The organism is Micromonospora sp. NPDC049559, from assembly GCF_040676675.1.
In the GTDB taxonomy this organism is placed as follows: Bacteria; Actinomycetota; Actinomycetes; order Mycobacteriales; family Micromonosporaceae; genus JBFAPK01.
This window is the reverse complement of record NZ_JBFAPK010000010.1, coordinates 66,426-85,069: the sequence shown is the minus strand read 5'-3', so window position 1 is coordinate 85,069 and position 18,644 is coordinate 66,426. Positions and strand designations below refer to the sequence as shown.

Below are 18,644 nucleotides of genomic sequence, written 5' to 3'. Positions count from 1 at the left end.
CGGATGCGCTGGTGGAAGGTAATAGGCGTGGCGAGCTTCGTCGGCGTGGCGGCGACCGGGGTGGTCATCGCCCGGGCGGAGCGGCGGCGGCGGGCTTACACGCCGGAGCAGGTCCGGGCACGCCTGCGCGAACGGTACGCGGAGGCGATCCCTCCGTCGATCTAGGGCAAATCGTCATGATTGGAGATCATCTCACGGTGATTTGCCCTAGATCGACGAGTGTCCCGGGCGTGGCCGTCTGGGCGGGGTGTCCGGTTCGGCGGGCGGCGACTGCCGGCGCGAGCCGGGCGGGCCGTCCCGGTTGTTGGCCGGTGTCCGGAAAATTGGCTTGATCGACTGGCTGGCGAGGCCGGATCGCGGAATCCTGGGCGGCCGGCCGTCGTTGTAAGCCGCGTACGACCGAGGACCCCGACGAGGGCACCTCCCACGACCCGCCCCCGGCGGAATGCCGGCCGGGCCGGGTTGGTTACATCCCCCGGTACACCGCAGCACCCCCACGCGGGGCGCACGGTCTCCCGGCCCCGGGCCGCAGCCCGGAATGACGGCCGGACCGGATCGGTTACATCCCCCCGACGCCCCGAGCAGCACCACGCCGGGCGTCATCCATTTCCCGGACGCCTCGTGCAGAGGTGCGGGACACCCCCGAATGGAAGGCAACCATCATGACTACGTTCAGTCGGTGGCTACCGGCCATCACGCAGGCTCCCGTCATCCGTCGCAGCGCGCTGGGCCTCGCCGGTCTGGCCTTCGTCGGCGGCGCCGTCGCCGGCCCCGCCGTGGCCGCGCAGGCCGCTCCGGCCACCCCGGCCACCCAGTCGGTGGTCATGCAGGACCGGCACGATGACGGCAAGAAGCACGACGACAAGAAGCACGAGGACGACAAGCGGCACGACAGCAAGCCGTCGGCCAAGGAGCTGGGCATCAGGTACCAGGCGCAGCCCAACTTCTACTACTGTGGCCCGGCGTCGACCCGGATCGCCCTGACGGCGGACGGGCACGAGCTGAGCCAGGACGACGTGGCGAAGAAGCTGGGTACCACCGAGGCGGGCACCAACTCCGCCGAGGACACCACCCGCGTGCTGAACGAGGTGACCGGCGGTCACGCCTACAAGACCACGGCCATCCCGGACAGCTCCGCCAAGCCGGCGCAGATGGACAAGCTCCAGGCTGACGTCAAGAACGCGATCGACAACAACCGCGCCGTGGTGGCCAACATCATCGGCACCGCGACCGACACCGACGGGGTGACCCACTCGTACGAGGGTGGCCACTACCTGGCCGTGGTCGGGTACCGCGACGACGGTCGTGCGGTGAAGATCGCTGACCCGGCCAACCCGAACAACTCGTCCTACTGGATGAGCACCATCGACATGGCCAACTGGATCGCCACCCGCGGCTACTCCAGCTGACCGAACAGCAGTACCTCGCGAGGGGCCAGCTCATCGAGCTGGCCCCTCGTCGTCGTCGCTGAGCCCGGACGGCTCAGGCCGCCTCGGTCTCCGCCTCCTCGTCGGCCGGCCCGGCGGCCTGGATCTCGTCGCCGCGCTGGACGACCGCCTCCGGGGCGCAGAGCACGGTGACCCGGTACGAGAGCCCGAGGTTGGAGAAGATGGTCCCGCGTATGGTCAGGCAGAGCCCGGCGCCCGGCCGGCCCTCCGGGTGCTCGTAGAACTCGACGACCGGCTCGGCGATGGCGCCGACCAGGCCCTGGGTGTTCTGCGAGGTGGCCGGCACCTGCAACAGCGCGCAGCTGACCTGGACCTCGACGTCGTCGAGCGCGTCGACGTCGTACCAGTGGGTGTCGGGCAGGAACAGTCGCGAGTCGACGGTGCGGCGCCGGTACTCCGGGCCCATCAGGCCGCTCTCGCCGTCGGGCTGGTCGCCGATCCAGGCGATGCCGGCGTAGTCGGTGCGCAGCCGCCGGGCGTCGGTGAAGAAGCCGGTGGCCACGGTGTCGAGGCGAGGCTGGGCGGCGAGGTGTACGTCTGCGTCGGTCACCTGCGGCACCCTAACATCGGCGCGTCGCCGGTCCCGGCGGAGCCGGCGGCCCGGGTCCGGACCGGGGCGCGGGATGTCAGCGCCGGGGTGCCAGGAACTGGATCCGGTTTCCGTGCGGGTCGTCGGTGTGGAAGCGACGCAGCCCCGGCAGCTCGTCGTCGGCCCAGCGCACCGGATATCCGGCCGCCGCCAGCCGCGCGGCGAGCCCTTCCAGGTCCGGCCAGAGCAGGCCGGGGTGCGCCTTGCGGGCCGGCCGGAAGTCGTCCTCGACGCCGAGGTGCAGTTCGATCCCGTACGCCTCGAACCAGCAGCCACCACGGCCCGCCAGCGCCGACGGCTTGGCCTTCTCGGCCATCCCCAGCAGGCCGCCGTAGTAGTCGCCGAGGGTCCGTTCGGAGCCGCGCGGGCAGGCGAGTTGCACGTGATGGATCATGTCCCCACCTCCCGCCTGGGAGCGTGGCACGGAGTTGCGCCAATAGCAAGACGGACGTACGGTTTTAGAGGAGACCCGAGTCGGTAAGTCTTACCTAAGGTCAGCAGTGCGGTAACCCGTACGAAAGACTGCTCAGGACTACGCACAGTCGCCCTCCCGGCCGGACCGCGCGGGCCGGGACGAGAAACAGCGTGAAGGAGTACGACGTGGCGAGCCTCGACACCTTCGGTGCGAAGAGCCAGCTGCGCGTCGGAGACGCGAGCTACGAGATTTTCAAGATCAGTAAGGTGGCCGGGCACGAACGCCTGCCGTACAGCCTGAAGATCCTGCTGGAGAACCTGCTCCGCACCGAGGACGGCGCCAACATCACCGCCGACCACATCCGGGCGCTCGGCGGCTGGGAGCCCACGGCCGACCCGAGCGTGGAGATCCAGTTCACCCCCTCCCGGGTCCTGATGCAGGACTTCACCGGCGTGCCGTGCGTGGTCGACCTGGCCACCATGCGCGAGGCGGTCCGCGACCTCGGCGGCGACCCCACCAAGGTGAACCCGCTCGCGCCCGCCGAGCTGGTCATCGACCACTCGGTCATCGCCGACCTGTTCGGCCGCGAGGACGCCTTCGTCCGCAACGTCGAGCTGGAGTACGACCGCAACAAGGAGCGCTACCAGTTCCTGCGCTGGGGCCAGACCGCGTTCAACGAGTTCAAGGTCGTCCCGCCCGGCACCGGCATCGTGCACCAGGTCAACATCGAGTACCTGGCCCGTACGATCATGGAGCGCAACGGCCAGGCGTACCCGGACACGGTGGTCGGCACCGACTCGCACACCACGATGGTGAACGGCCTGGGCGTGCTCGGCTGGGGCGTCGGCGGCATCGAGGCCGAGGCGGCCATGCTCGGCCAGCCGGTCAGCATGCTGATCCCCCGAGTCGTCGGCTTCAAGCTGCACGGCGAGGCCCCGGCCGGCACCACCGCCACGGACCTGGTGCTGACCATCACCGAGATGCTGCGCAAGCACGGCGTGGTCGGCAAGTTCGTCGAGTTCTACGGTCCCGGCGTGAGCGCGGTACCGCTGGCCAACCGGGCCACCATCGGCAACATGTCGCCCGAGTACGGCTCCACCGTCGCCATCTTCCCCATCGACGACGAGACCGTCCGCTACCTCCGGCTGACCGGCCGCCCCGAGCAGCAGGTCGCGCTCGTCGAGGCGTACGCCAAGGAGCAGGGCCTCTGGCACGACCCGGACGCCGAGCCGGACTACTCCGAGCGGCTGGAGCTGGACCTCTCCACCATCGAGCCGTCGCTCGCCGGGCCGAAGCGCCCGCAGGACCGCGTGCCGCTCGGCAACGCCAAGACGATGTTCCGCTCGGCGCTGATCGACTACGTCGGGGCGGACAACCCGGTGCACCACGGCCCGGCCGACGAGGCGAGCGAGGAGTCCTTCCCGGCCAGCGACCCGCCGGCCAACGACATCAACGACCCGGCCGACGAGCCGCACGAGCTGGTCTCGGCGGCCACCGGCGCCAAGGGACGGGCCAGCAACCCGATCCGCTTCACCACCGACGACGGCGTCGAGTGCGAACTCGACCACGGCGCCGTGGTGATCGCCGCGATCACCTCCTGCACCAACACCTCGAACCCGCAGGTCATGATCGGCGCGGCCCTGCTCGCCCGCAACGCGGTCGAGCGCGGGCTGTCCCGCAAGCCGTGGGTGAAGACCACGCTGGCGCCCGGCTCGAAGGTGGTCATGGACTACTACGAGCGGGCCGGCCTCACGCCGTACCTGGAGAAGCTCGGCTTCCACCTGGTCGGCTACGGCTGCACCACCTGCATCGGCAACTCGGGCCCGCTGCCGGAGGCGATCTCCGCGGCCGTGAACGAGAACGACCTGTCGGTGGTCTCGGTCCTCTCCGGCAACCGCAACTTCGAGGGGCGGATCAACCCGGACGTCAAGATGAACTACCTGGCGTCGCCGCCGCTGGTGGTGGCGTACGCGCTGGCCGGGACCATGGACATCGACCTGGCCAACGAGCCGATCGACACCGGGTCGGACGGGCAGCCGGTCTACCTGCGCGACATCTGGCCGAGCCCGGCCGAGATCGAGGAGGTCATCGCCGGGGCCATCGCCAGCGAGATGTTCACCCGCGACTACGCCGACGTCTTCGCCGGTGACGAGCGCTGGCAGTCGCTGCCCACGCCGACCGGCGACACGTTCTCCTGGTCGGACTCCTCGACGTACGTGCGCAAGCCCCCGTACTTCGAGGGCATGGACCACGACCCGCGGCCGGTGGGCGACATCGCCGGGGCACGGGTGCTGGCGAAGCTGGGCGACTCGGTCACCACCGACCACATCTCCCCGGCCGGCTCGATCAAGGCGGACTCCCCCGCCGGCAGGTACCTGGCCGAGCACGGCGTGGCCCGGCACGAGTTCAACTCGTACGGCTCGCGGCGCGGCAACCACGAGGTGATGATCCGCGGCACGTTCGCCAACATCCGGCTGCGCAACCAGCTGGTACCGGGCGTGGAGGGCGGCTTCACGGTCAACCACCTGACCGGCGAGCAGACCACCATCTACGACGCGTCCGTGGCGTACCAGTCCGCCGGCGTCCCGCTGGTGATCCTGGCCGGCAAGGAGTACGGCTCCGGCTCGTCGCGCGACTGGGCGGCCAAGGGCACCATGCTGCTCGGCGTACGGGCGGTCATCGCCGAGTCGTACGAGCGGATCCACCGGTCGAACCTGATCGGCATGGGGGTGCTGCCGCTGCAGTTCCCGGCCGACACCACGGCCGAGACGCTCGGGCTGACCGGCACCGAGACCTTCACGATCAGCGGGGTGACCGCGCTCAACGAGGGCGAGATCCCGCGCACCGTGAAGGTCGGCACCGACACCGGCGTGGAGTTCGACGCGGTGGTCCGCATCGACACCCCCGGTGAGGCCGACTACTACCGGCACGGCGGCATCCTGCAGTACGTCCTGCGCAAGATGCTCAACAGCTGATCCACGGAAAAGACCCCTGCCACCGGCCGCCCGGTGGCAGGGGTTTTTCCTGCGTGGGCGCCGGCCGGCCGGCGCCCACCTAGAACCGGACCGGTAGGCCGCGCAGCGCGCGGCTCCGGTACGACGGGCGCCAGGTCAGCTCCTCGGCCGGTACGGCCAGCGCGAGACCGGGGAACCGGCGCAGCAGCGTACCGATGGCGATCTGGAGTTCCATCCGGGCCAGCGGCGCCCCGACGCAGTAGTGGATCCCGTGCCCCAGGGTCAGGTGCGGGTTCGCCGGGCGCGCCACGTCCAGCTCCTCGGCGTCCGGGAAGCGGTCCGGGTCGCGGTTGGCGGCGGCGAGGCCGAGCAGCACCGTCTCGCGGGCCGGGATGGTGACACCGCCGATGGCCATGTCGACCAGGGGGAAGCGCCGCAGCGCGAGCGGCCCGGGCGGCTCGTACCGCAGCAGCTCCTCGACGACCGGAACCGGCAGCTCCTCGTGGCGACGGGCCGCGGCGAGCTGCTCCGGGTGTCGCAGCAGCGCCAGCAGCCCGGTGCCGATCGCGTGCACCGAGTTCTCGTAGCCGGCGAAGAGCAGCACGAACGCCAGCGAGGTCAGCTCGTCCTCGCCGAGCCGGTCGGCGGGGCGGGCGGCGGTGGCCGGGTCGCCCGGCGTACCGGTGCCGCCCGACGTACCGGCGTCGTCCGCGACGCCGTCCCGGGCCGCGATCATCGCGGAGATCAGGTCGTCGCCGGGGTCCCGGCGCTTCTCGGCGATCAGGCGGACCATGAACCCGGCCAGTTCCCGCACGGCCCGCACCGCCGCCGTGGGATCGTCCGGCGGCGGCGTGGTCATCGCCTCGGTCCAGTCGCGCAGGTCGGCCCGGTCCCGCTGCGGCACCCCGAGCAGGTCGCAGATGACGGCCACCGGCAGTGGCACGGCGTACTCGGCGACCAGGTCGGCGCGACCCGCCGGAGCCATCCGGTCGACCAGCTCGTCCGCCACGGCCTGCACGGCGGGCCGCAGCTTCTCCACCCGCTGCGGAGTGAATGCCTGGGAGACGAGCCGGCGGATCCGGGTGTGGTCCGGCGGGTCCATGTTGGCCAGGTTCGCGTCGAGCGCCCCCGGCAGCGAGAAGCCCTTCCAGGCGCCGCTGCCGTTCGCCTTGTTCATCGAGAGCCGGGGGTCGGCCAGTGCGGCCCGCACGTCCGCGTAGCGGGTTACCACCCAGGCGGTGGCGCCGTCGGGCAGGACCACCCGGTGCACCGGCGCGGCCTGACGCAGCGCGGCATACTCGGCGTACGGGCCGGACAGGTCGGCGCCGAGCGGCACCGGCGGGAGCGGATGGGACGGTTGGACGTCGAGTTCCCCGGTCACGCCGACAGGTTAGCGAGCGGGCCTGGCGGTGTGACGGCCCGCGGGCTCGGCTACATCCGCCCCACCCCCGCGCCGGCCCGCACCAGGGACGGCACGTTCGCGGCCGGGTCCAGCTGGTACGCGTAGTAGGTGCGCGGCTCGACGACCGTACCGGCGGTCTCCGGGGTGCCGGAGTTGACGAAGATGTTGCCGCGCTGCACGGCCCGGCCGGGGCCGCTGTCGGCGTAGCCGCTGGCGGAGTAGACCGGGTACGGCACGTCCTGGAAGTAGTTGGACTCCACCAGTACGCCCGCGTTCTCGGTCGAGGCGACGGCGTAGAGCTCGTTGCCGAGGAAGTAGTTGTTGTAGACGTGCACCGGGTCGGCGAAGCGTACCCGGGGGTGGCGCTGCCGGCTGTGATCGAAGAAGTTGTGGTGGATGCTGACCTTCAGATGGCCGGTGTCGGTGGAGCCCGCACCGTCGGAGTGGCTGATCACCATGCTCTTGTCGGAACGGTCGAAGTGGTTCCACGAGACCGTCACGTAGTCGGCGCCACGGACGATGTCGACCGAACCGTCGACCGCGCCGCTGAAGCGGTTGTGGTCGATCCAGAGGTGGTGCGAGTTCTGCCCGACGTTGACGGCGTCGTCCTCCGCGTCGGTGAAGTTGATGTTGCGGACGATCACGTTGTACGACCGGTAGAAGTCCAGCCCGCCACCGGTGATCTCGGCGTTGCCGACGCCGATGATGGTCTTGTTCGGCCGTACGCCCTGCTTGCTGCTGATCCGGATCACGCCCGACACCTGGATGACCAGCGGTCCGACGGTGTCGATGTACTCCAGGAAGTCGTCGGCGTTGGTGGCGGTCACCACCGGACCGCCGACGCCGCCGGTGGTGCCGTTCTGGCCGAGCGCGTTGACGCTGGCAAAGCCGTCCGGCTGGTTCGCGGCCAGCGCGGTGGGCGGGCGTACCGCGACCGGCCCGGCCCCCGACGCCCGGGCCGGGGCGGGATCCGCGGCGGAGCGCGGGGTGCCGGCGGCCGGCCCGGCCGGTACGGCGGTCGCGGCGGCGAGGCCGGCGGCGACGAGCAGCCGCCACCGGTGCCGGTGGGGCGCGCGGGTGCCGCGCGCGGTGGTGGTTCGGGACATGGGTTCGGCCTCTCGGTGCGGTTCCGCCGCGCCGTCCAGGAGTGGGCGCCGACCGTCGGCCCGGGCTGACCGGGCGGGCTCGGCGTGGAACGGGGTCTGCCACCGGTGCGGCGGTCACGCCGGGACGCGGCGCCGCCACCGGCGCCGGTGGGCAGGGAGCTACGGGCGGGGACGGCTGGCGGGGTACGGGTGGGGAGAGGGGGAAAGCGCTTTCCTCCTGCTCCCCATGGGACCAGACGGCCCCGCCCGTGTCAACCATCGACATTCGTCAAGGTCTGCCGCGGCGCGACGGCGGCGTGCTCCCGGTCAGATCCAGCCGCGGCGCGTCGCCTGCATGCCGGCCTGGAACCGGGTCTGCGCGCCGAGCAGGTCGAGCAACCGGCGGATCCGCCGGCGCATCGTGCGCACGGAGAGGCCCAGCTGGCGGCCGATCGCGTCGTCCTTGACCCCGGCCGCCAGCAGCGCGAGCAGTTGCCGGTCCTCGTCGGAGATCTGTTCCTCGGCCGGCGCGGCGTCCAGCGGGGTGGCCCGCTCCCAGCACGACTCGAACACGATCAGCAACGCGTCCAGCAGCGCCGACGGGTGCACCAGCGCGGCCTGCACGGTCGCCGTGTCCGGGTCCAGCGGGATGACCGCCACCCGCTCGTCCACCAGGTGCATCTTGAACGGAACGTCGGCCAGCACCCGGGCCTGCTCGCCGAGGCCGACCAGGGTACGGATCTCGTTGATCGCCCCCGGGAGGACCAGCGCGTCCGGGTGATAGACGGCGCGCCAGCGTACGCCCCGGGCCAGGATGCCGGGCTCGACCGGGTTGCCGGCGGCGAGCACGTACGGCGGACGGTCGAAGGCGCGCACGTCCCGTACCGCGCTCTGCTGCAGGCGTACGAAGGCGCGGCCGACCTCGTGCCCCGTCACCACCTCGACCGGGCCGCCCGCCGGTCGTTCCCACCGCGCGGTGTGGAAGAGCGCGGTCAGCTCGGCGACCGCGTCGCGGGCCCGGCGCAGCGCCTGTTCGGCCGGGTGGATCAACGCGTCCAGCGCGGTACGCGGATCCGCGGCGGTGAAGCGGGCCGGCTCCCCGGCGATGCGGGCCACCAGGCCGCGCCGGGAGAGCCGGTCGAGCGCGGCGGCGACGGCTGCCAGCGCCTGGCCGCTCTCGGCCACCAGCTCGTCGGCGGTCGCCTGTGGTCGGATCAGCAACGCCCGCAACACCCGTTCGTCCTCGGCGTCGACACCGGCACCCGCCAGGGCGTTCGTCTCGAAAACCACGGCTGATTCTGGCCGTGAGGTGCCAACGGCACCAACGTGACGTTGGCAACCATTGCCCGAAGCGGAGGTGACCAGTTCCCTTCATAGGCATGTTCTCGTCGTATCCGACCAGCCCACCGGGCGCCGTTCCGACGCGCTCCAGATGGGCCCGGGCAGCCTCGGCGGCCGGCACCGCCCTGCTGGCCGCATCCCTGACCACCGGAGCGCCGGCCTCGGCCGCGCCCGCCTCCGGTCCACTCGAGACCGTGATCGTCGAGTTCGACGCGGTCCCGACCATCGCCGCCGCGCCGGAGCGCGGCACCGTCGACGCGCAGTCCGGCACCCGGGTGCGACAGGCTCGGGAGGCCGTCGACGGGGCCGAGCGGGGCGTGACCGAGGCGGCCAGGCGCGCCCGGATCGCGCTGACCCACCGGCGGTCGTACCACGTCCTGCTGCCCGGCATGGCCGTGCGGGTGCCGTCCGGGCAGGTCGACGCGCTGCGCCGGCTGCCGGGCGTCAAGGCGGTCCACGACGTCGAGCGGTTCCAGGTCCGCGACGCGAACGTCCCGACCGGGAACACCGTCGCGAGCGTCCCGACCGCGAACACCGGTGCGGGTGGCGGTACCGGCGTCGGCGCGCCGCTGGACGCCGTACCGCTGATCGGCGCGCCGCAGGTCTGGCAGCGCAAGGACCCGACCGGGCGCCCGGTGCGCGGTACCGGCGTCACGGTGGCCGTCATCGACACCGGCGTCGACTACCGGCACCCGTCGCTCGGCGGCGGCTTCGGGCCGGGGCGGAAGGTGGCCGGCGGGTACGACTTCGTCAACCAGGACACCGACCCGGCCGACGACCACGGACACGGCACCCACGTGGCGGGCATCATCGCCGGTACCGGCGCGGGCGGCGCGATGGCCGTCACCGGCGTCGCCCCGGACGCGACGCTCACCGCGTACAAGGTGCTGGACGCCGACGGCTACGGCACCACCGAGGACATCGTCGCCGGGATCGAGGCGGCGGTGGACCCGGAGAACCCGTACCGGGCCGACGTCATCAACATGAGTCTCGGCGGGGACGGCGACGGCACCGACCCGGTCGGCCAGGCCGCGACCCGGGCGGCCCAGTCCGGCGTCGTGGTGGTCGCCGCGGCCGGCAACAGCGGGCCGGGCGAGCGGACCGTCGGCAGCCCGGCCGCCGCCGACGGGGTGATCGCCGTCGGCGCCTCGACCAGCGGCGTGCGCGTTCCGGTCGCCGACCTGGCCGGACCGCGCAGGGAGCGGATCCAGGCGGCGCGGAACGCCAGCTCGGCGAACCCGCCGGCCAACCCGGTCACCGGCGACGTGGTCGACCTCGGCGCCGGTACGCCGGAGGACTTCCAGCGGGCCGGTGACGTGCGCGGCAAGGTGCTGCTCATCGCCGGTACGCCGTACGGCGGCGGTGATCTCGACGGTGACCCGTTCATCGAGGCCGAGCGGCGCGGCGCCCTCGCCGCGGTCGGCTACAACCCCGGCGTGGTCGCGTCGGCGGCGCCGAACGAGCTGACCACCGCGCCGGTCACGGGCCTCGGCGCCCGCGACGACCTGCGGTTCGACCGACTGGTCATCCTGGACGTCACCGACGCCGGCCAGTACCAGCAGCTGCGCGCCCGGCTCGACGCGGGCCGGGTGCGGGTGACCATCTCGGGCGAGGACGCCACCGACCGGATCGCCAGCTTCTCCTCGCGCGGCCCCGACCCGCGCTGGCACGCCAAGCCCGAGATCGTCGCGCCGGGCGTGGAGATCCGCTCCTCGGTACCCACCTCGCTCTGGGCGCCCGGCGTGTACCGGATGAGCGGCACCAGCATGGCCTCCCCGCACGTCGCCGGCGCCGCGGCGCTGCTGCGCCAGCTCCGGCCGGAGGCGACGGCCCCGCGCGTCGGGGCGGCGCTGGTCGGATCGGCCCGGGCGCTGCCGGAGACCGCGCCGACCGTCTCTGGCGCGGGCCGGCTCGACGTGGCCGCGGCGGCCGACGCGGAGCTGACCGCCGAGCCGACCGCGCTCTCGTTCGGGCTCGCCGACCTCGCCACCGGCGAGGCGACCGGCACCCGCACGGTCACGCTGCGCAACGACGGCGGGCGGCCGGCCCGGCTGCGGCTGGCGGCCACTCCGGCGCCCGGCAGCCCCGGTACCGTCCGGATCACCCCGGACCGGGTCGCCGTGCCCGCCGGCGGCCGGGCCACGGTGACGGTACGCGTCACCGCCGGCGCCCCGGACCAGGGCAGCGGCGACGTCTCCGGCTGGCTGACCGCCACCGCCGCGGGCGGCGGCCCCGCCCTGCGGGTGCCGTACCTGCTGGCGGTGCGGACCCCCGAGGTCTATGTGACCCCGGACCCCAGCGACGGCAGCAGCGAGGTCTTCGTGCACACGGTGGAGCCGGTCTCGACCGCCCCCACGGTCACGCTCCGCTCGCCGCGCGGCGAGCAGACCCGCGTCACGCTCCGGTCCGACCACGACCTCTGGTGGCGGGCCCCGATCACCGCCCCGGCGCCAGGCGTCTACGCGGTGACCGCGAACGTGCCCACCGCCACCGGACCGACCCTGGTCGGGCGCACCACGTTCGAGGTGGCCGAGCCGCGCACCGGCGGCGGTTGGCAGCTCGTCGGGCCGACCGACACCGGCGGCAGGGTGAGCACCACCCCCGCCGACCCGGACCGGCTGGTGGTCGCCCCGTCCTACACCGCCGGGATCTGGCTCAGCACCGACCACGCCCGCAGCTGGACGTACCGCCGGCTCACCCCGGTGGCGGCCGTCAACGGGCAACCGATGGTGGCGGTCGACCCGAAGCGGGCCGACCGGATCTGGGCGGCCGTGAACGGCGGCACCGACCCGACGTACCAGGGTCGGGTGCTGCGCAGCGACGACGCCGGCGCGAGCTGGCGGGTGCTGCCCTTCCCCGACCGGCACATCGACGCGTTCGCGCAGGACTCCTCGGGCGGGGTGCTGGTCGCGGTCGCCGGCGACCAGCTCCACACCAGCCGGGACGGCGGCGGATCGTGGACGTCCACCCCCGCCCCCTTCGCCGGTACCGTCAGCGCGGTCGCCTTCGCGGGCAAGGACCTGTACCTGTCCACGGACGAGGGTCTCTGGCGCTGGGACGGCCTGAGCGGCACGCCGCGCGTGGTCCGGGCCGCCCAGGACTACGGCCAGTGGCTGATGGACGTGGCGGTGGCCGGTGACACGGTGGCCGTCGGGCAGCGCGACGGCACCGTCTGGACCAGCACCGACGGCGGGAAGAGCTGGGCTGAGGCGCTGCGCACGGAGAACGTCTTCGCGCTCAGCGGTACCGGGCGGGCGCTGCTCGTCGACGCGTACGACCAGACGCAGCTCAGCCGCGACGGCGGCCGGACCTGGACCCCGGTCGCCAAGCCGGTCAACGCGATCACGTACGACCTGGCGCAGTGGCCCGGCGACGACCGTACGGTGCTGCTCGGCATGGAGGGCGTCGGCGTCTACGCCACCTCGGACGCGAAGACCTTCACCCGGCTGGGCGTGCCGGGGCAGCAGGTGAACCGGCTCGCCACCACCGGCGGGAACCTGCTCGTCGGTACGGAGAGCGACCTGTTCCGGGTGCCCCTGCCGGGCGACCCGGACCGGCTCGACTGGGGTACCTCCGGCGGTGAGGGCATGATCGGGCTGTCGGTACGCGGGCTGGAGGTCTCGCCGTCCGATCCCCGTACCGTCTGGAAGCTCTACCTCAACGGCTGGTTCGGCACCCGGCTGATGCGCAGCACGGACGGCGGGGCCACCTTCACCCAGGCGCTGCTGCACGACGCCACCCCGCTGGGGCTGGCGGTGCACCCGGCCGACGCCCGGCAGCTCTTCATCCCGTACTACGACCTGGCCGGCGCGGGGCTGCTGGTGAGCCGGGACGGGGGCGCGAGCTGGAAGCGGATCGACCACCAGACGCGGTACGCGGCGGTGGCCGGCGATCCCCGGGACGCGCGGCGGTTGTGGCTGGGCGACCAGGCCGGCCTCTGGCGCTCCGACGACGGCGGCGCCACCCGGGTCAAGGTGCTCGACGGTCCGGTGACCGCGCTGCGGGTCGAGCAGAACCGGATCGTGGTGGGCGGCACCGAGCTGCGGGTCAGCACCGACGGCGGCCGTACCTTCACCGAGGCGCGGCAGCTCGGTACCGGCCGGCAGGGGCTGCCGATCCGGGTCAGCCAGATCGTCGCGGTCGGTGACGACCTCTACGCCGGTCTCAACACGTTCTCGGCGGCCGGACTGGTGCAGGGCGGCCGGGGCGTGCTGCGCAGCACCGACGGGGGTCGCAGCTGGGCGAACATCGGCGCCGGCCTGCCCGACCCGGCGGTGACGGCGCTGGCGGCCAGCCCGGACGGCCGGTGGCTCTTCGCGGGCACCCGCGCCGGCGGGGTCTACCGCCTGCCGCTGCGCTAGGGCGTACCCGGAGGGGCTCCTCGCCACCGTGGCAAGCGGCGGTGCGGGGCCCCTCCGGACATCCGCGCCGGGCCCCGGCGCCGGCTACTCCCGGCGCCCGGCGTCAGCCGCGGGCCAGGCACCGTCAGCCGCAGGCCAGGCACCGTCAGCCGCGGGCCAGGCGCCGGACGGCGAGTTCGGCCAGCAGCGCGGCGCCGTCGGCGAGGACGCTGTCGTCGAAGGCGGCCTCGGGCGAGTGGTTGGAGGGAGCCCGCTCCGGGTCGTCGCCCGCGCACGCGCCGAGGAAGACGTACGCGCCAGGGACCCGCTCAAGTACCCGGGAGAAGTCCTCCGACCCCGTCATCGGGTACGTCATCGGCGCGAACCGCTCCTCGCCGAAGACCTCCCGCACCGTCGCCGCGGCGAACTCGTGCTCGGCGGCGTCGTTGACAGTGGCCGGGTACTCCCGGTCGTAGCGCACCTCGACCGTCAGGCCGTGCGCCGCGGCGATCCCCTCGCAGAGCCGTACCGACTCCACCGCGAAGCGGTCGCTGATCTCGGCCGAGAACGTGCGTACCGTCGCCTCGAACGAGGCGTCGTCGGGGATGATGTTGCGCCGGGTGCCGGCGTGGAACATGCCGACGGTGAGCACGACCGGCTCGAAGGCGTCGAACCGGCGGGTCACCATGGTCTGCAACGCGGTGACCATCTCGCAGGCGGCCGGGATCGGGTCGAGCGAGGTGTGCGGCCGGGAGCCGTGCCCGCCCGCCCCGACGACGCGGACGAAGAGGCCGTCGGAGGCGGCCATCAGCGGGCCCGGACGGGACGCGAAGACGCCTCGGCCGAACATCGAGGAGAGCACGTGCAGCCCGTACGCCGCGTCGACCGGCCGTCCGGCGGCGGCGAGCACCCCCTCGGCGATCATGTGCCCGGCCCCGTCGAGCCCCTCCTCGCCCGGTTGGAACATGAAGACCACGTCCCCGGCGAGTTCTTCGCGGTGCGCCGCGAGCAGTCGGGCGGCCCCGACCAGTCCGGCGGTGTGCAGGTCGTGGCCGCAGGCGTGCATGACTCCGTCGTGGCGTGAGCTGAACTCCGCGCCCGTACGCTCGGTGACCGGCAGGGCGTCCATGTCGCCCCGGAGCAGCACCACCGGCCCGGGACGGCCGCCCCGGAGCACCGCGGTGACCGAGGAGAGCCCGGTACCGGTGCTGATCTCCAACGGCAGCCCGTCGAGCGCGTCGAGCACCCTGCGCTGGGTCAGCGGCAGGTACAGCCCGATCTCGGGAATCTGGTGCAGCTCCCGACGCAGGGCGGCCAGCTCGTCCTGGATCGCGGCGGCTTCCTCTCGCAGGCTCATCGGTCTCCTCGGTCGGTGATCGTTTGCGGGGTTCCGTCCGATCCTAGGAGTCCGGCCGGGACCGGCGGTCGGCGTGGCTCGCGTACGTCCGGCCCGCACCGTCTCCGACCGCCGCCGTCGGGCGACGCTCGGGCGGGAGGGTTCGGCGCGGCGCCGCCGTTGCGGCAACGGCCCGCCGGCCGGCCGGGCGCTGTGACAGGCTCGGCACATGGACGACAGCACGATTCTGAGCCGGATCACCGAGCTGGTCGACGAGGAGCACCGGCTCCGGGCCCGGGCCCAGTCGACGCAGGGCTCGTCGGACGACGACCGGAGCCGGCTACGGGAACTGGAGGAGTCCCTGGACCAGTGCTGGGATCTGCTCCGGCGGCGGCGCGCCGCCCGGCAGGCCGGCAGCGACCCGGAGACGGCGGGCGCGCGCGACACGGCCAAGGTCGAGCGGTATCTCCAGTAACCGGCCCCGTCGATCTAGGGCAAATCCCGGTGAGTTGATCTCCAATCACGTCGATTTGCCCTAGATCGACGGGGAACTCGTCGCTCGCGGCCGGGTGTGTCAGGCTCGTCGGCATGGACGACAAGACGATCCTGGCTCAGATCAACGAGCTGGTCGAGGAAGAGCACAAGCTGCGTACGCAGGTACAGAGCAAGGAGATATCCACCGACGAGGAGCACAACCGGCTGCGGGAGCTGGAGGAGTCCCTGGACCAGTGCTGGGACCTGCTGCGCCAGCGCCGCGCGGCGCGCGAGTTCGGCGCCGACCCGGGCGGTGCCCACGTGCGGAGCAAGCGCGAGGTGGAGGGCTACCTCCAGTAGCCACCGACCGGGCCGCCGGCGGGGGAAACCCGCCGGCGGCCGTGCCGCCCGCCCGGGTCAGCGGACCCCCGCCTCCGCGAGCAGCCGGGTGGTCAGCTCGGTCGGGTCGGTCAGTTCGGCCGATAGCCCGCGCGCGGCGAACCAGGCTGAGACCACGCGCACGTCCCGGGCCAGGAAGTCGCGGCCCTGCGGGTTCGCCACCACGTCCACCACCTGGGGCAGGTCGATGAGGACCAGGCGGTCGCCGTGCACGAGCAGGTTGTACGGCGAGAGGTCGCCGTGCGCCATCCCCGCCCGGGCCAGTACGACGAGCGCGGCCACGAGCTGGTCCCAGAGGTTCCGCAGTTCGGCCGGCTCCGGCCGCAGCTGGGCCAGCCGGGGCGCGGCCTGCCCCTCGTCCGGGTCGCCGACGAACTCCAGCATCAGCTCGGTCCCGAGCAGCTGCACCGGATACGGCACGGCGACGCTGCCCAGCTCGACCCCGAGCTGCCAGAGCTGCGCCAGCGCGGCGAACTCGGCGCTGGCCCACTGCCCGGCGATCACCTGCCGCCCGAAGGACGTCCGGGCCGCCATCGCCCGGTTCTCCCGCGACCGCCGGACCCGCCGCCCCTCCAGGTAACCGGCGTCCCGGTGGAACAGCCGGTGGTCGGCGTCGCGATAGCGCTTCGCCGCGAGCAGGCAGGTGCGATCCGTCCCGGGTACGCCCCGGCGGACCAGGTGGACGTCGGCCTCCTTGCCGGTCTTCAGCACGCCGAGTTCGGTGTCGACGGCGGCCAGATCGGTGACCAGCCAGTCGGGCCGCGGCTCGGGGCCGTGCACCGCCTGGTCCCAGCTGGACCAGCGGTCACCGGTCTCGGGCTGGTCGAGGTCCGCGTTGGTGTCGAAGGCGCGCGGCGTCACATGCCGCGACCGCTTCAGGAACTGCGGGTCGTCGTCGTCGAAACGGCGGGAACGGCGCCCACGCGCCGGTGGTACCTGGTCGTGCTCGCGCACAGCGGAAGTCCTTTGGTCGAAGAGAAAGAGGGCAGGGCGAAGCGCCGGACAACGACAGCCACAGCGACCTCCTCTCCTCGACCGGGTGGAACCCGGACTCCGTACGACCGGGCAAGCCTCGCGCCGGCCCGCCCGCGCGTCAACCGATTTACGCCGTCACGGCTCCCGCGTCACGGCTCCCGCGTCACGGCTACCCGTCGCCACTCCCCCGTCGCGGCTACCCGTCGCAGTTCCCGCGCCGCGACGGCGCCGACGGTCGTGACCGCCGTGACGCGGTGATCGGCCGTGGCGCTGTAACGGATGTGACGGCTCGACGGCTCCGCGGGCGGGCGTGCCGTCGGGCGCCGGGCGTGCCCGGCGGGGCGGCTCAGGCGCCGAGTACGGCGGCGAGCGCCGGGAGCAGTCCGTCCTCGGTCCGGGTCGGGGCGAACCGCGACTCCATCCAGCGCCGACCGCGATGCAGCCAGACGCTGGGCAGGCCGACGGCGGCGGCACCGCCGATGTCGGTCTCGGGGCTGTCCCCCACCACCCAGGCGCCCCGAAGCCGCATCCGCGCCCGCTCGGCGGCGAGCGCGAATATCCGCGGGTTGGGTTTGCTGACCCCGACCTCCTCCGAGATCACCCAGTCGGCCACGTACCGGTCCAGCCCGGTACGCCTGATCTTGGTGTCCTCCTGCCGTACGGTGCCGTTGCTGACCACCACCGGTACCCAGCCGGCGTCGTCGGCGATGCGCAGCGCGCAGGCGACCAGCGGATCCAGCTTGGTGTGCTCGACCAACCCCTCGTGTAGCGCTTCGACGATGTCGATGGAGGGGATACGCAGCTCGTAGCGTTCGCGGATGGCGTCGGCGATGTCCCACCGGTCGGTGAGCCCGTCGGCGTCGACGGAGACGAGCCAGTCGATGTCGCGTTCGGGCGCCCCGATCTCCCGCAGGAATTCCAGAGCCCAGGCGCGGAAGGCGCCGGCCCGGTCCAGGAGGGTGTTGTCCAGATCGAGGAGCAGCAGCGGCACTCGCGCACACTACGTGACTTCCACCACCTGGGAACAGCCCCGGCCGGTTAACAAACCACGCCACCCGGGCGTCACGCCACCTCGGCCGCGGCTGGTCGGGCCCGGACGCCGGTCCCGAGCGGACCGCCACGGCACGGCACCGGCGGGGACGCCGTACCGAGGGCCCTCTCGTCCTGCCGGTGGCGGCCACGCGGCGCCGGTGGGGCGCCCCCACCCGACCGGGGTCAACCGGGCCGAGTGCACCCGCCCGCGCGGGTCGGCCCGACACCGCCCGACCGGCGCGGTCGCTCTCACGAGTGTGCCCCCGCCGGCGCGGGTCGGCCCCGTACCGCCCGACCGGCACGGTCACCCGGACCGGCAGCGACCCGGCAAAAGGCAATTGATCACGGCGAATAGATCAGGGACCTTGACCCTGTGACGCCAGCTCCGCTAGCCTCTCTTTAGGTCAGCTTGAAATGTTTCTTGTTAAAACGGGGGAAACATTATAGTCAATTTTTACGGACCGTCACCGTAATACCAGTGCTCCAATATCCGGCATCCCGGACACCCTCTACCGATTCATTTCCAGGTCGGTGCGGCATGCGCCATGGAGCACTCCCTTCGATCCAACGTCCGGACCGTCCACCCGCCAGACCAGCACCCTCCGAGCCCGGCGCCGCCCTACACCGTGGTGGGACCGCCGGTTCGGCCAGTCCGACCGGGAGCCTCCGCCGCGGCGTCGAGGCGAACCGTCGTCAACCAAGCTGACCAGCCATTTCCACCGCGCAGATCACTGGCACCGGCCGGCCGTGACACCTCGGCCGGAACGCCCCGGCCGAGCGACGATCGCGCCGACGGTCGCGCGGGCGGACACATCGTGGTGCCCGCGCCGGAACACCCCCGCGCCGCACGCCCA

General features: G+C 72.9%; 14 protein-coding genes. 6 read left to right on the top strand and 8 right to left on the bottom strand.

Annotation, left to right across the window (positions count from 1 at the left end):
- Positions 1 to 3 precede the first annotated feature (3 nt).
- Both AB0J86_RS14195 and AB0J86_RS14190 read left to right on the top strand, forming a co-directional pair.
- Positions 4 to 165, top strand: a complete 162-nt coding sequence (locus AB0J86_RS14195; RefSeq protein WP_363856957.1) for a hypothetical protein — start codon at positions 4 to 6, stop codon at positions 163 to 165.
- 497 nt (positions 166 to 662) lie between these two features.
- Positions 663 to 1,409 (top strand): C39 family peptidase, encoded by a 747-nt coding sequence (locus tag AB0J86_RS14190; protein WP_363856955.1) that lies wholly within the window; start codon positions 663 to 665, stop codon positions 1,407 to 1,409.
- Positions 1,410 to 1,482: 73 nt separating this feature from the next.
- On the opposite strand, the gene AB0J86_RS14185 is transcribed toward AB0J86_RS14190, so the two are convergent.
- Entirely contained in the window at positions 1,483 to 1,998 is a 516-nt protein-coding gene (locus AB0J86_RS14185) for a hypothetical protein (RefSeq protein ID WP_363856953.1), read from the bottom strand.
- A gap of 76 nt (positions 1,999 to 2,074) precedes the next feature.
- A complete protein-coding gene (locus tag AB0J86_RS14180) occupies positions 2,075 to 2,431 on the bottom strand; it encodes a glyoxalase (protein ID WP_363856951.1) in 357 nt (118 codons plus the stop codon).
- Between the two features lie 191 nt (positions 2,432 to 2,622).
- Between AB0J86_RS14180 and AB0J86_RS14175 the strand changes: the two genes are divergently transcribed.
- Positions 2,623 to 5,427, top strand: coding sequence for an aconitate hydratase (locus AB0J86_RS14175; RefSeq protein WP_363856949.1), 2,805 nt, complete (start codon positions 2,623 to 2,625; stop codon positions 5,425 to 5,427).
- A 79-nt stretch (positions 5,428 to 5,506) separates the two neighbouring features.
- On the opposite strand, the gene AB0J86_RS14170 is transcribed toward AB0J86_RS14175, so the two are convergent.
- From AB0J86_RS14170 to AB0J86_RS14160, 3 genes are all read right to left on the bottom strand, one after another.
- Positions 5,507 to 6,787, bottom strand: a complete 1,281-nt coding sequence (locus tag AB0J86_RS14170; protein WP_363856947.1) for a cytochrome P450 — start codon at positions 6,785 to 6,787, stop codon at positions 5,507 to 5,509.
- A gap of 50 nt (positions 6,788 to 6,837) precedes the next feature.
- Positions 6,838 to 7,914 carry a pectate lyase gene (locus AB0J86_RS14165; protein WP_363856945.1) on the bottom strand — a complete coding sequence of 359 codons (1,077 nt, stop codon included), beginning with the start codon at positions 7,912 to 7,914 and terminating at the stop codon, positions 6,838 to 6,840.
- A 306-nt stretch (positions 7,915 to 8,220) separates the two neighbouring features.
- Positions 8,221 to 9,183 carry a helix-turn-helix domain-containing protein gene (locus AB0J86_RS14160; RefSeq protein ID WP_363856943.1) on the bottom strand — a complete coding sequence of 321 codons (963 nt, stop codon included), beginning with the start codon at positions 9,181 to 9,183 and terminating at the stop codon, positions 8,221 to 8,223.
- Between the two features lie 245 nt (positions 9,184 to 9,428).
- On the opposite strand from AB0J86_RS14160, the gene AB0J86_RS14155 reads away from it, so the two are divergent.
- Positions 9,429 to 13,595, top strand: a complete 4,167-nt coding sequence (locus AB0J86_RS14155) for a S8 family serine peptidase (RefSeq protein ID WP_363856941.1) — start codon at positions 9,429 to 9,431, stop codon at positions 13,593 to 13,595.
- A 145-nt stretch (positions 13,596 to 13,740) separates the two neighbouring features.
- Here AB0J86_RS14155 and AB0J86_RS14150 read toward each other — a convergent pair whose 3' ends face one another.
- Positions 13,741 to 14,931, bottom strand: a complete 1,191-nt coding sequence (locus tag AB0J86_RS14150) for a M20 family metallopeptidase (protein ID WP_363856939.1) — start codon at positions 14,929 to 14,931, stop codon at positions 13,741 to 13,743.
- Positions 14,932 to 15,139: 208 nt separating this feature from the next.
- On the opposite strand from AB0J86_RS14150, the gene AB0J86_RS14145 reads away from it, so the two are divergent.
- Together AB0J86_RS14145 and AB0J86_RS14140 are read left to right on the top strand one after the other, a co-directional pair.
- Complete coding sequence (locus tag AB0J86_RS14145) at positions 15,140 to 15,385, top strand: DUF2630 family protein (protein ID WP_363856937.1); 246 nt, start codon at positions 15,140 to 15,142, stop codon at positions 15,383 to 15,385.
- Positions 15,386 to 15,498: 113 nt separating this feature from the next.
- Positions 15,499 to 15,744 (top strand): DUF2630 family protein, encoded by a 246-nt coding sequence (locus AB0J86_RS14140; protein WP_363856935.1) that lies wholly within the window; start codon positions 15,499 to 15,501, stop codon positions 15,742 to 15,744.
- A gap of 57 nt (positions 15,745 to 15,801) precedes the next feature.
- Here AB0J86_RS14140 and AB0J86_RS14135 read toward each other — a convergent pair whose 3' ends face one another.
- On the bottom strand, positions 15,802 to 16,737 hold the full coding sequence (locus AB0J86_RS14135) for an RIO1 family regulatory kinase/ATPase (protein WP_363856933.1): 936 nt from the start codon (positions 16,735 to 16,737) through the stop codon (positions 15,802 to 15,804).
- Between the two features lie 367 nt (positions 16,738 to 17,104).
- A complete protein-coding gene (locus tag AB0J86_RS14130) occupies positions 17,105 to 17,749 on the bottom strand; it encodes an HAD family hydrolase (RefSeq protein ID WP_363856931.1) in 645 nt (214 codons plus the stop codon).
- Positions 17,750 to 18,644 lie beyond the last annotated feature (895 nt).